Here is a 12,198-nt window from a genome sequence, read left to right as displayed (position 1 = left end):
GCGCCGAAGCGAGAACAGGGACGCCCGCTTTCAGGGGCGAAGCAGACACGCGGACCGGACGTCAGCGATATCGCCTTGTCCCAAGGCGGGCCTCGTCCAACTTTCCTCGCAGGTCGCATCGGCTCGCCTGGCGCTCCCCGAGCGTCGAAATTTGGTTACGCGGTTCAGACTTCCACTTTTGCGACCGGAAATGGGCGGTTGATCCGAGATTCCACGGGAACCCGCAGTCCCTTCGAGATGTAAGCATTGGTTCGATAGTGACCCGCCAGCAATATCCGCTGCAGGATCGCTTCATCGGTGATGACGGGGCGCATGTCGTCCCAAAGTGCATCGCCGATCGTGGCCGTGTCATGCAGTTCATCAGCAAGGCGGATGAGGATGCGGTCACCGGATTCCCAACAGGTGTCATCGGCAGTGCCGTGGACCGATGCGCGCAGTTGCGCTTCGGTCAAGCCTGCATTGTCGGCAAAATAGTGAACGCGCAGGGTCCACTCAAAGGCATTCTGACATCGCCCTGTCACCCGCAGAAGAAACACCTCGCGCTGGCGCAGAATGATGTGGCTTGGATCAAGGTAGGCGACGGACCCGAGACGATACGATCAGGTTCTTCCGCTTGTGGTCCCACGCGGAAGTCACCCTCACGTCCGATTTCGGGCTGCAAGCAGACGCGCTTGGGAAGCCCGGTTGATCCGCGCGGTTCAAATGCCGAACGAGTGCCTCATCTGCCTCAGCATCGCCATGACGGCGTCGGTGTACCTGCCATTGGTGAAGTACTGATCGACTTGCGATGCGCTAGACAGCGCGATGATTGCAATTGCGAAGCCTTTGAGCATGGCCTCTCCTTCGGAAAAGAAGGGTCCAAGAGAATTTCGGAATTCGCTGCCGCTGATCGCGACCTACCTGCAATGGTGGGATAATGGCAGGAATTGGTGGTCGATCGATAAACGAGGTCCAAAAAAATTGATGGGCCTATAAATTCTAGCACTGTGAACCGGGTCGGCGACGATGGCGTAGGTACTTTAGCGCCTGCCTCGGAAAGCGGGTACGCGGGACTGTCCCCCCTTGAGGATATTTAACCCGGGTGTTTTTCAGGTTTGGTTCTTCTGCCCATGCATTGCTTACTGTGAGGGGGCGGAGGATCGCTTCTGCTCTCGTATGGTCGATGCGGCGCGCACACCTGAGGGCGTCTCGCCGAAGTGCCGGCGGAACGTGCGATTGAAATAAGAAACGTCACCAAAGCCGGCTGCATACGCGATATCTATGATGGCCAAATGCAGATGGTGTGGGTCAGTCAACATCGCGAAGGCACGCTGAAGCCGGCATCCTGCAAGGTGCTCGGTGAACGACTTTCCGGTCCCCTCGTCGAGCAATTTTTGCACGTATCGCCGCGACATGCCGATCGCTCCAGCGACCTTGTTCAAATCGAAATTGGGATCGCTGGAGCGTCGCGCGACCTCCGCCAGGATCGCCTGCAGCTTTGCTGCCTTCACACCGCGCTCCCTAACGATGTCTGCTGCTTGGTTGGTCGGCCCGAGCGTCGCAGCTACAAGATCGAGGAGATGGACGCTGACGGTGGCGGCCAGTTGTGATGACGGAGGTTCTTTAAAGGATGCGAGCGACCGAAGGTAGCGGTTGACGAGGCTCAGCGCCGGTCCGGAACGCACTGGCCGACCTGATAGATCTTCCGGGTTGGCAACCAGAGACCTAAGGGCGGCAGCCTGCACGGTTACGAATTTGACGCTCCCCCCACGCGGCCCAAATACTCGCAGCGTCCTTCCCCGATCGACCAAACAAGCGGAGCCGACGTCATAGGCATGCTCTTGGCCAGCATTTGCAAATTGGACCGGTCCGGCCTCGACGAGGTTCAGTCCGAATTGTTCACGGCTATCCTTGAGGTGGTGTTTGTGACGAATAAACTCCACCGGCGTCGTGACAAGGCGACAAACGCCAACCGCACCGAGCGACAAGTAGGTGACTTCGATACGTGGGCGGCCACCGCTGTGGTCTATCACGTCCAACGCGAGGTTCAGCCGCGCAAACTCCTCACGAAACGTCGAGAACCGCGTGCGCTCCGGAAGCATCTCGGTCGACCACCGCAAAAGGTGAGATGACGTTGGCATCTCGACCTCCCGTCTTGGGGCAGCCCCTCGATAAATCATTACAAAGGGCACGTCAGTTAAGCAATCGTAAACGATATGGTCCGTTGTCGGCGCTTGACCGACACGACTAAGCGCACCTCTTTTGTCCGCTTCTGACGCTAAAGCGCGATGCGATTAGGATAAATCGTCATCGCGCTTTAGATCGTTGCTTAAGCATGATCTTTTCGGAAAACCGCTTCGCACTTTTCCGGATCATGCTTTAGTGTTGTGTCTTTGATGTGTGATTCACTCAGCGTCATTCCGGGGCTCGCGAAGCGAGAACCCGGAATCTCGATCCACAACCTCTGGATTCCGGGTTCGCGACTTCGTCGCGCCCCGGAATGACAGACTATCAGAGATACAATACTACACCGCCGGCAGCATCAGCACGGCCCGCAGGCCGCCGATCGGCGCGTTGTTCAGGGCGAGATTGCCGCCATAGAGGCCGGCGAGATCGGTCACGATCGACAGGCCGAGCCCCGAGCCGGGTTTCGAACTCGTCGAGCCGCTGGCCGCGCCGCGACACCTGGGCACGCTCGGCTTCCGACAGGCCGCGCCCGTCGTCGTCGACCACAATGCGCAGCCTCGGCCCGGCGCCCGAGGCCTCGGGCGAGACCACGGTGACCTCGACGGACACCTGCGAAGCCGCCCATTTGCAGGCATTGTCGACGAGATTGCCGACCATCTCTTCCAGATCCTGCCGCTCGCCGCGAAATTTTGCCGACGGATCGGCCCTGGCCTCGACGACGATGCCGCGATCGCGATGGATCTTCTCCATGGTCCGCCGCAGCGCCTCGATCACAGGTGCGACGTCGGTGATGGTGCTGACGATGGTGGCACGGGCGGCGATCCGCGCACGCTCGAGATGATGGGCGACCTGGTCGCGCATCAGACCCGCCTGCTCCATCACCTTGGCCGCGAACGGATCGGCCAGGTGGGCGCCGGCCTCGTTGACGATGACCGAGAGCGGCGTCTTGATCGCGTGGGCGAGATTGCCGACATGGGTGCGCGCGCGCTCGACGATCTCGCGATTGGCATCGATCAGCGCGTTGGTCTCGCGCGCCAGCGGCGCGATCTCGACCGGGAATTCACCCTCGAGCCGTTCCGCCCGGCCGGAGCGGATATCGGCGATCGACTCCGAGATGCGCTTGAGCGGTGCGAGACCGAAGCGGACCTGGAACACGGTCGTCAGCAGCAGCACGATGCCGAGCGCAGTGAAGGTGCCGCCGAGATAGTAATCGAAGCTTCGCGTTTCATCGAAGATCTCGGTGGCATCGCCGGCGACGCTGACCAGGAACTTGCCGTCGGCGCCGAGATCGACCGGCCGCTCCACCACGCGCAGGCTCTGGCCTTCGGGCCCGTCGACATAGCCGAGGCGGACCCCGGCGGCGGTCAGCTCGGCGCCGTGCTCCTCCAGCTTCGGCAGCTTCTTGTCCCATAGCGAGCGCGAGGAGCGCACCTCCGGCTTTTCGGTGTCGGTGCGCGTGATCTGCCAATACCATCCGGACAGCGGCAGCTCGAACAGGGGCTCGCCCAGCGACTGGAACTGGCGGTCCGGCGGCTCGTCGGGGGTCGCGACCTCGGCGATGAGGGTGCGCAGATAAAGATTGAGCCGCCGATCGAAGGCGCGCTCGGTGGCGTCGCGATAGACCGACGACAGGATGACGCCCGTGATCGCCAGGATCACCACCACCCAGGCGGTCGCCGAGACGAACAGGCGTGTCGCAAGCGAGCTGCCGCCCATCAGGGCACGAGCTCGAACATCGCGTCAGCGGGCCGCGACAAGGCGAGTTCAGACATGGCGAATCCAGTCCTCCTGGCGCGGATCATGCCAATGCCCGCATCGCGATCAAGCACCTTAAGAGCATGATCCGATTGAATAGGACATGCTCTTATCCTGTTGTTTGGTCCGCGCTTTCTTCACGCGAACGAACCGGCGTCCACTTCGCTCGAAAATGGTTTAGGTCGGCGGCGACAGCATGTAGCCGAGGCCGCGGACCGTCTGGATGATGTCGACGTCGAGCTTCTTGCGAATACGGCCGACAAAGACCTCGATGGTGTTGGAGTCGCGGTCAAAATCCTGGTCGTAGAGATGCTCGACCAGCTCGGTGCGCGAGACCACCCGCCCCGAATGGTGCATCAGATAGTCGAGCAGATTGTACTCGTGCGAGGTCAGCTTGATCGGATTGCCGTTGACGGTGACCCGCTTGGTGCGGGTATTGAGCGCTACCGGCCCGCAGTTCAGTTCGACCTGTGCATGGCCGGTCGAGCGGCGCAGCAGGGCGCGAATGCGCGCCAGCACCTCTTCAAGGTGGAACGGCTTGGCGACATAGTCGTCGGCGCCGGCATCGAAGCCCTGCACCTTGTCGCTCCAGCGGTCGCGTGCGGTGAGGATCAGGACCGGCATGGTGCGGCCGTTGCGGCGCCAGGCCTCCAGCACCGAGATGCCGTCCTTCTTCGGCAACCCGATATCCAGCACGACCGCATCATAAGGCTCGCTGTCGCCAAGGAAATGCCCCTCCTCGCCGTCGAACGCGCGATCGACCACATAGCCGGCGTCCGTCAGTGCGGTGGTGAGCTGGCGGTTCAGATCCGGGTCATCCTCAACGACGAGCAGACGCACTTTGGCCTCCGAGAGTGAGCATTACGACATTCCGGCACCAAATGAGGCTTCCGGCCGTGAACGGCTTATGAATGGACCCGCAAGGCGCCGCTTATTTTTTTCGTCAGGTGCACCATCCCGGGAACCCGCGCAAGCACCCCTGGTTCCCTCCATGAGATGCGCGCGAAGTGAGATTGGGTTTCAGTCTTAGGTATTTAAATACCCACACTTGAAAGCAATTGTTGCTGGCAACCTTCAAGCGGACAGAGCACGAGCAACATGTCGGGTCATTTGCAGTCGACCGGCAAGTTAACCTTCGACGACCATTTCCATGTCGCTGACACCGGCGATGCGCTAATTCAACCGCGGCGCGCCCAGCGCACATGGACCGGGAAGAACGCGTTGCTTGTTTCAAAGATACGGAGGTTCGGCGTGATTGCGGGCTGGCTTGCGCTTGCGTTGATCGCCTTCGTGACACTGTCCCCGATCCAGGACCGTCCCTCGCTATTCCATCCGCAGATCGAGCATTTCGCTGCTTTCGCCGTGATGGCGCTGGCCTTCGTGCTGGGCTACCCGCGGCGCACTGCGCTGATCGTGCTCCTTGTCATCTTCAGCGCGTTCACGCTCGAAGCAATGCAATTCCTGACACCGGACCGTCACGGCCGCCTGATCGACGCGATCGTCAAGGTGGCGGGAGGTCTCGTCGGCATCGGCGTCGGTCGCTTCATGCTGGTCGCGCTGCGCTACCAGCTCGGCCGGCTGAGGTCGGACGTGGAACAGTCCGCGAACTGAGCGGCCGGCGCATTGCGCTCAATCGCGCTTCGGCGCTTCCGCCGACTTCGTGTCGTCTTGCGCCATGCATTGCTGAAAGAAATGCAGCCGATCGCCATTCATCGGCACGGCCCCCGGTCGCTTGTAGGGGTAGACCATGTAGGCCGCGCGCAGGCAGCGCTTTGCGGTCTCGGCGGCCGGTGCGGCGACGGCGGCACGCGATGCCAGCAGGAGCGCCAGCACGACACTGAACCGGACGGACACCCCGCTCACGGTTTCTCGCATTCCGAGTAGAACACGCCGTTCGCAGCCGCCAGCCGCTGCAGGCAATGCCGCTTGTCGGTGACCGCGCCCTCGACCGTGAAATCGTAGGCCTGCGCCTTCAGGATCAACGCGTAACGTCCCGGCGGCAGCGGCGCGTCGTCGCGCGGCAGGACCTCGAACATCTGCGGATCGTCCTTGAGCGGCGCCGCGCGGAACGGGATCGAGATGTTGCGGATCACCCAGGTATCGTCGCCCGGCGAGACCACCGGCTTGCCGGTCGCGTCGAACGTGGTCTGCTGGCTCACATGCGCGATCAGACGCACATCGATCAGGTCGGAGGCGCCGCCGGCACCCTCGCGCCGGAACACGATGAAGCGGAGATGTCCGTCCGGCAGCGTGGTCTCGCTCGGCCTGGTGATCGCCGCCGAGATCGCCACCCGCGGATCCGGCGCACGACCCTGGATCAGCTGCAGCTCGTAGAGCTTGCCGCCGCTCTCGGCGTAGACGCCATACGCGGTCGGCAATGGCCGTCTTGGCGCCGGCGGCTCGGCCGCAGCGACCGGCGCCGGGACGGCCGCGACCACCGCCGGCCTTTGGGTTTCAGGCGGCGCCGATGCCAGCGTGCCGGCAATCATTGCGCGGGCCGCGGCCAATGACACGCCGCGTTGCTGCAGCAGGACAACGGCCGCGATCAGCCCGAAGAACGCCAGCATGACAACGTAACGAAGTGGCGCCGACGACGACCATCGCGGACCGCGCGCCACCGCAGGCTCGACGCGATCGAGGGTCGTGACAAATGCCGCCTCGGCATCGATCCGCGGCGGTGCCTCGATCCGCCGCGCAGCGCCCGCCGCCTCGAGGAATGCGGGCAGCGCCCGCGCCGGCGGCACCGCGAATTTCTCGATCACATTGCTCTTGGTGTGCGCTTCGACGCCTTCGATCGCCACTTCCAGCGCCTGCATCAGACGGTGCTTTTCCGTCGGATCCTCGTGCGCGAGTTGCTGCAGCTTCTGCCGCGCGAGCTCGTAGACCGCGCTGCGCAGCTGCTGCGGGTCGGCGCTCACGGAATCGATGGTTCGCGCCAGCACCAGCGCGAACTCCACCTCGGGGTGTGCAGGACCGATGTCCCTGAGCGTTCTCTGGGCCGGCGTCGGCGTCATAAATGTTAGTCTGGCTTGCCCATAATGTTACAACATTCTATGTGGATTTTACTGTTAACACAAACCACCAAGCCGGCAGATGACGCCACGGTTTGACCGTCCCGATCCGAGCAGCAGCAGGATTCTTTGACCCGTTCTCTGCACATCATGGACCAGTGGTTGTTCGCGCCCAAGCGGGACCGCCGATCCTGGCCGGACGTTCTGCTCCTCGCGGGATGGATCGCGCCGGTCGGCTTCCAGATCGGCCGTCACGTGATGTGGCGCGACGAGGTCCGCGCGCTCACCATTGCCCTGAACGGCGACGATCCGGTCGCCATGCTGAGAGGGTTGCATGGCGAGGGCCACCCTGCCCTTTGGTACCTTCTGCTGCGCGGCGCGCATGCCGTGTTCGATCGGGTCGAGGTGCTGCCCGCCGTCGCCTTCGTGGTCGGGGTCATCACGGTCGCACTGCTGATCTTCCGGTCACCATTCCCACGACCGTTGGTCCTGCTGCTGATCACGGGCCATGCGCTGTTATTTGAGTATGTCGTGATGGCCAGGAACTACGGCATCTCGGCCCTGTTCCTGTTCGCGATCGCGGCCTGCTATCGGGCCCACCGCGACCGTGGTTTGCTGCTCGGTGCGCTGCTATTCCTGCTCGCCAACACCAACGTCGTCGGCGCGATCATGGCCGGCGCATTCCTGCTGTTCTGGCTGCTCGACCTGCTCGAGACCGATGGCTGGCGCTGGTCGCCGCCTCTCACCAATTTCGCGATCAATGCCATCATCGCGACGTCAGGCGTCGTGATCTGCGCCGTGACGATGCTGCCGACCTATAATGACGCCGCGGCCCGGGACTGGTCGCACGAGTCACCGCTGGCGGCGGCAATCCTGTCCCTGGTGAACCCCGGCGCGACGTCGCTGGGCGCGCTGTTTGCCAATCTGCTGCCGGGGGTCGCGGGATCGGTGCTGCTGTTCGGCGCGACGCTCGGGCTCTTGCCGCGGCGACCGGCCTTCCTCGCCGCCATCGCCGCCGTGTTGCTGACGTCGTTGTTCTTCGCCGTCGCCGCCAACGGTGCCTACCGACATGCCGCGGTCTGGCTCAGCTTCCTGATCGCGCTTTACTGGATCGGCTGGAGCCGGGTCACCGCGCCAACCGGCTCTCGGGCGTGGCTCGACCGGCGCTTGCCGGCGATCGGACGCGTGTCGCTCCTGCTGGTGCTCGCGATCCAGACCGCCGCCGGCATCAACGATTTGCGCAACGCGGTGACCGGCATGGTTGCGAGCCGCAGCGCCGATCTCGGCCGCCTGATCGCCTCGCGCGCCGATCTCACCAATGCACTGATCCTCGGCGAGCCGGAATGGCTGGTCGAGGCGCTGCCCTACTACGTCAAGAACCGGACTTATCTGGCGCGCGACCACAAATTCGGCAGCGTCGTGATCTTCTCGCGCAAGGGCAGGATGGACAGCGATCTCGGCGAGACCCTGCGCCTCGCCCGCGAGCTTCGCGACACGACCCGCGCGCCCGTCATCATCCTGCTGGCCTACCGGCTCGACGACATCACGCCCGACCGGATCTACGACGAAGGCAAGGACTGGCGGACGTTCCGTGCCTCAGCGGCGCAGATCCGCGATTTCCGCGAAGCGACCACGATGCTCCGCCGCTTCGGCCCCGCCAAGACCGACGAGAGTTTCGACGTCTACCTCCTCAACTAGGCGATCGATCAACAACGACAAAAAAGGACCGCGCGATGGCGCTGATGGACAGCAAGGTCGAAGCCGGCAAGCCGCCGGCCGCAAGCATCCGGCAGTATCTTGCCATCCTGCGGCTCGATCACAGCACCAAGCACATCTTCATCGTTCCCGGGATTGTCCTCGCCTGGCTGTTGCGCGGCCCGAGAGGCGAGCATATCGCAAGCGCGATCGTCCTCGGCCTCGTGGCCGCGATCTGCATCGCGTCGGCCAATTATGTGATCAATGAATGGTTCGACCGCGACTTCGACCGGCATCACCCGACCAAATCGCAGCGCTCCGCGGTGCAGAGCGCGATGGACGGCAAGATCATCGGGCTAGAGTGGCTGCTGCTGGTTGCGCTCGGTCTCGCCTGCGCATCTGCGAGCAGCCGCCTGATGCTGTTCGCAACCGGCATCTTCGCCCTGCAGGGCGTCGTCTACAATGTCCCGCCGCTCCGCAGCAAGGACAAGGCCTATTTCGACGTCATCTCGGAATCCGTCAACAATCCGCTGCGGCTGTTGATCGGCTGGGCGATGATCGACCCGACCTCGTTGCCGCCGGGCTCGGTGATCCTGTGCTACTGGTTTGGCGGCGCGTTCCTGATGGCGGCCAAGCGGCTGTCCGAATATCGCGAGATTGCCGCGTCCCACGGCAGGGAGCTGCTGGCGCGCTACCGCGCGAGCTTCGCGCACTATACCGAAGTGTCGCTGACGGCCTCGTGCCTCAGCTATTCGCTGTTCTCGGTGTTCTTCCTCTCGGTGTTCCTGGTGAAGTACCGCATCGAGTATGTCCTCGCGATGCCGCTGGTGGTGATGCTGTTCACCACCTACTTCTCGATGTCGACGTCGCCGGGTTCGTCGGCGCAGAAACCCGAGAAGCTCTATGGCGAGCGCGGCCTGATGCTGCTCGTGCTGGCGCTGGTTGCCGTCTTCCTGGTAGCAAGCCTTGTCGACATGCCGTTCCTCGCGCGATTGGCCGAACAGCACTACATCACATTGAATTGAGCCTCTCGCGGCTTGATCGATATTTGAGCATGATCTCCGCGCAAACGCGTTCCGCGTTTGTCGCGAGGGAAAACCGCTGCGCACTTTTCCGGATCATGCTCTACGCCGGCGCGGATGCGCCTTCTGATGCCAGGCCCAGGCCGAGCGAATGATGTAGCCGAGATCGGACCGGCTGGCCTTGAAGCCGAGGCCGCGCTCCGACCTGGAGGGATCGGCCACCAGGATCGGCGGATCGCCGGCCCGGCGCTCGCGCACGACGCTCGGCACCGCTTCACCGGTCTCGGCGCGGATCGCATCGAGCACCTGGCGCACCGAATAGCCGGTGCCGGTGCCGAGATTGAACACGCCGCCGGCGTCACCCCTCAGCAGCAGCTCGAGCGCCGCGATATGGGCGCTCGCGAGATCGTCGACATGAATGTAGTCGCGCACCGCGGTGCCATCAGGCGTGTCATAATCTTCGCCGAAGATCGCAAAGTCCGGCACGTGCCCCAGCAGCGCCATCAGCGCGCGCGGAATCAAATGCGTCTCGGGATCGCGAAGTTCGCCGATGGTGACGGAGGCGTCGGCGCCGCAGGCATTGAAATAGCGCAGGCAGACCGAGTTGAACCGATAGGCCGCGCGATAGTCGGCCAGGATCTGCTCGATCATGAATTTGGAGCGGCCGTAGGGATTGACGGTCGGACCTGCGGCACTCTCGGGAATTGGATCGCGGCCGGCGTTGCCATAGACCGCGCCGGTGCTGGAAAAAACCAGGCGGTCGCAGCCCGCCTCACGCATGCCGCGCAGCAGGCCGAGCGTGCCGGCAACGTTATTGCTGAAGTACTTCTGCGGATCCGCCACGGACTCGCCGACCGCACTGAACGCAGCGAAATGCATCACCGCAAGCGCTTTGTGCTCGCCGATAGTGGCGGCGATCTTGTCGTGGTCGGCGACGTCGCCGATCACGAGCGGCCCCCATCGCACGAAATCACGGTGACCGGTGGACAAATTGTCGTAGACGACCGGCAGAAACCCGGCCTCGGCAACCGCCTTGGCGCAATGGGATCCGATATATCCCGCGCCGCCCGTGATGAGGATCGAACCCCTGCTCGCCATTTGAAACTGTCGTCCTCGCGCGACAAATCCTGCGTCTCAACTGACGCAACGGCCGCATGGGTACGACATTCCGTCCGAGGCGGCAAAATGACGATAGGAATAGCGTTAAGACCGAACGGATTTGCAGCCGAAGCGACGGTTAGCGCGACCCGAGCGGCACGTTGGTCCGTTGCCCGACCGGCGGCCCGTGCCGCGACGGTCTCCCGTAAGGGTAAGCCGGTGTTGCCGGCGGGACCGGCCGGGTCGCCTGCGGCCGCGATGTCGGAACACCACCGCCCGGTCCATCGATCGAATAGCGCGTTGCGCCCTGCGTGGTCTGTCCGGTGCCCTGTGCAAGCGCCGGGGCGGTGGCGACGACCAGCGCCGCTGTTGTGACAAGGCCGGCCAGCTTCATGTCGATGCCTCGATAGGTTGGACCGGGATCAACCGTCGATGCCTCCAATCGTTCCGGTAATGTCGTCGCAGCGCGCTGACGATCGTCGCTGATGCGAAAAATGGCGCGGCGAAATGTCTCGCCGCGCCACGTTCGATCGATGGGGCTCGTTCAGAAATTCAGGCGCCGGCCTGCACAACGCCGGCCCAGTGGTCGGGGTTCGCCGGGGTCTGCATCCTGACCCAACGATAACGCGCCTGCGACCAGCTGCGGATCTGCGCATTCAGATTGTCGAGCACGATGTCTCCACCCTTGGCGCGGACCACCAGCACGAGATGATGCTCGCCGGAGGAGGTCACGACCTCGCTCAGCAGAAGGTCGCGCATCGGCCAGCCGCGCGCCAGCAGTTCGTGGCGCTTGCTGACCGCGTAGTCGTTGCAATCGCCGCGCGCCGGATTGATCAACCATTCCTCGCCGGCAAGGCCGCGCTCGTTGCGCTGCGGCGCGATGCTGCGATTGACCGACGCGTTGACCTCGATCAGGTCGGCGATGCGCTGCTTGGTCAGGCGTGTGGCGCCGCCGCGGAACACCATCCGGGCGCGGGTTTTCGGCTTGCACTCGTCGGCATAGCGCATGCAGAACATGGTATAGGCCATCGGCGCCAGCGTCGGCTCGCTGAAGCGGATCTTCTCGATCACGCCGCGCAGCGGCAGCGGGAAGCCGACCATTCCAGCCTGGGTGTTCTGTGCGCTTGTCCCGAGCGCAAGGACGGCCAGAACCAGAGCCATCACTCTCTTGACGTTGTACATTCTTCACTCCCCACAGTGACGGGAAGCATGTACGGGAAATGTCTTGAGCTTGGGCTCAAGCGCGCGGCGGCATTTGCTTCAAATGCGAGGGTGCGCGTACGCAATTTGTTAACCAGGGCAGGTTCCCGCGCCGACCAGCTCTAGGCTGTCAAATGATAACGCGCGAAGATCAACAGATCGCAGCGTTGTTGTGCTTTTTGGCTCTTTCCCCGGTTTCCGCGGATGCCGCCATCAGACGCCGTCATCAAATCAAGGGCTGTTGCAGCGTG

At 63.3% G+C, this 12,198-nt stretch carries 12 protein-coding genes and 1 pseudogene; 3 read left to right on the top strand and 10 right to left on the bottom strand.

What is annotated here, in order from left to right:
* Positions 1-164: 164 nt before the first annotated feature.
* The 5 genes and pseudogenes from RX327_RS14660 to RX327_RS14640 form a co-directional block, all read right to left on the bottom strand.
* Positions 165-536 (bottom strand): hypothetical protein, encoded by a 372-nt coding sequence (locus tag RX327_RS14660; protein WP_152977853.1) that lies wholly within the window; start codon positions 534-536, stop codon positions 165-167.
* A 162-nt stretch (positions 537-698) separates the two neighbouring features.
* Positions 699-833, bottom strand: a complete 135-nt coding sequence (locus tag RX327_RS14655) for a hypothetical protein (RefSeq protein ID WP_283090226.1) — start codon at positions 831-833, stop codon at positions 699-701.
* 285 nt (positions 834-1,118) lie between these two features.
* Entirely contained in the window at positions 1,119-2,120 is a 1,002-nt protein-coding gene (locus RX327_RS14650) for a helix-turn-helix transcriptional regulator (RefSeq protein WP_160321812.1), read from the bottom strand.
* A gap of 384 nt (positions 2,121-2,504) precedes the next feature.
* Positions 2,505-3,882: pseudogene (locus tag RX327_RS14645) on the bottom strand (ATP-binding protein).
* 216 nt (positions 3,883-4,098) lie between these two features.
* On the bottom strand, positions 4,099-4,761 hold the full coding sequence (locus tag RX327_RS14640; protein ID WP_317250665.1) for a response regulator transcription factor: 663 nt from the start codon (positions 4,759-4,761) through the stop codon (positions 4,099-4,101).
* A gap of 411 nt (positions 4,762-5,172) precedes the next feature.
* Here RX327_RS14640 and RX327_RS14635 point away from each other — a divergent pair, with 411 nt between their 5' ends.
* Complete coding sequence (locus RX327_RS14635; RefSeq protein ID WP_193395270.1) at positions 5,173-5,532, top strand: VanZ family protein; 360 nt, start codon at positions 5,173-5,175, stop codon at positions 5,530-5,532.
* An 18-nt stretch (positions 5,533-5,550) separates the two neighbouring features.
* On the opposite strand, the gene RX327_RS14630 is transcribed toward RX327_RS14635, so the two are convergent.
* Together RX327_RS14630 and RX327_RS14625 are read right to left on the bottom strand one after the other, a co-directional pair.
* Positions 5,551-5,784 carry a hypothetical protein gene (locus RX327_RS14630; RefSeq protein WP_244482546.1) on the bottom strand — a complete coding sequence of 78 codons (234 nt, stop codon included), beginning with the start codon at positions 5,782-5,784 and terminating at the stop codon, positions 5,551-5,553.
* A complete protein-coding gene (locus RX327_RS14625; protein ID WP_244482547.1) occupies positions 5,781-6,935 on the bottom strand; it encodes a hypothetical protein in 1,155 nt (384 codons plus the stop codon). The genes RX327_RS14630 and RX327_RS14625 overlap by 4 nt, the downstream gene beginning before the upstream one ends.
* Positions 6,936-7,061: 126 nt before the next feature.
* Here RX327_RS14625 and RX327_RS14620 point away from each other — a divergent pair, with 126 nt between their 5' ends.
* Together RX327_RS14620 and RX327_RS14615 are read left to right on the top strand one after the other, a co-directional pair.
* On the top strand, positions 7,062-8,630 hold the full coding sequence (locus RX327_RS14620) for a hypothetical protein (RefSeq protein ID WP_050387048.1): 1,569 nt from the start codon (positions 7,062-7,064) through the stop codon (positions 8,628-8,630).
* A 35-nt stretch (positions 8,631-8,665) separates the two neighbouring features.
* The gene (locus tag RX327_RS14615; RefSeq protein WP_050387049.1) at positions 8,666-9,652 is read left to right on the top strand and encodes a UbiA family prenyltransferase; all 987 of its coding nucleotides are present in this window, start codon (positions 8,666-8,668) and stop codon (positions 9,650-9,652) included.
* Between the two features lie 93 nt (positions 9,653-9,745).
* Here the strand turns inward: RX327_RS14615 and galE are convergent, their stop codons facing one another.
* The 3 genes from galE to RX327_RS14600 form a co-directional block, all read right to left on the bottom strand.
* Positions 9,746-10,747, bottom strand: a complete 1,002-nt coding sequence (gene galE, locus RX327_RS14610) for a UDP-glucose 4-epimerase GalE (RefSeq protein WP_317250664.1) — start codon at positions 10,745-10,747, stop codon at positions 9,746-9,748.
* A 139-nt stretch (positions 10,748-10,886) separates the two neighbouring features.
* Positions 10,887-11,141: a hypothetical protein gene (locus tag RX327_RS14605; RefSeq protein ID WP_152977855.1), complete on the bottom strand. Its 255-nt coding sequence runs from the start codon at positions 11,139-11,141 to the stop codon at positions 10,887-10,889.
* A 158-nt stretch (positions 11,142-11,299) separates the two neighbouring features.
* Positions 11,300-11,929, bottom strand: coding sequence for a transglutaminase-like cysteine peptidase (locus RX327_RS14600; RefSeq protein ID WP_050387052.1), 630 nt, complete (start codon positions 11,927-11,929; stop codon positions 11,300-11,302).
* Positions 11,930-12,198 lie beyond the last annotated feature (269 nt).

The organism is Bradyrhizobium sp. BEA-2-5, from assembly GCF_032918025.1.
Classification (GTDB): domain Bacteria; phylum Pseudomonadota; class Alphaproteobacteria; order Rhizobiales; family Xanthobacteraceae; genus Bradyrhizobium; species Bradyrhizobium pachyrhizi.
The sequence above is the reverse complement of the archived record's forward strand: the minus strand, read 5'-3'. Positions and strand labels throughout refer to the sequence as shown.

What these genes read in the sequence shown, in the direction of transcription:
- galE (WP_317250664.1), bottom strand. Translation starts at nt 10,747, where the DNA reads ATGGCGAGCAGGGGTTCGATCCTCATCACGGGCGGCGCGGGATATATC.
- RX327_RS14615 (WP_050387049.1), top strand. Translation starts at nt 8,666, where the DNA reads ATGGCGCTGATGGACAGCAAGGTCGAAGCCGGCAAGCCGCCGGCCGCA.
- RX327_RS14650 (WP_160321812.1), bottom strand. Translation starts at nt 2,120, where the DNA reads ATGCCAACGTCATCTCACCTTTTGCGGTGGTCGACCGAGATGCTTCCG.
- RX327_RS14600 (WP_050387052.1), bottom strand. Translation starts at nt 11,929, where the DNA reads ATGTACAACGTCAAGAGAGTGATGGCTCTGGTTCTGGCCGTCCTTGCG.
- RX327_RS14655 (WP_283090226.1), bottom strand. Translation starts at nt 833, where the DNA reads ATGCTCAAAGGCTTCGCAATTGCAATCATCGCGCTGTCTAGCGCATCG.
- RX327_RS14625 (WP_244482547.1), bottom strand. Translation starts at nt 6,935, where the DNA reads ATGACGCCGACGCCGGCCCAGAGAACGCTCAGGGACATCGGTCCTGCA.
- RX327_RS14605 (WP_152977855.1), bottom strand. Translation starts at nt 11,141, where the DNA reads ATGAAGCTGGCCGGCCTTGTCACAACAGCGGCGCTGGTCGTCGCCACC.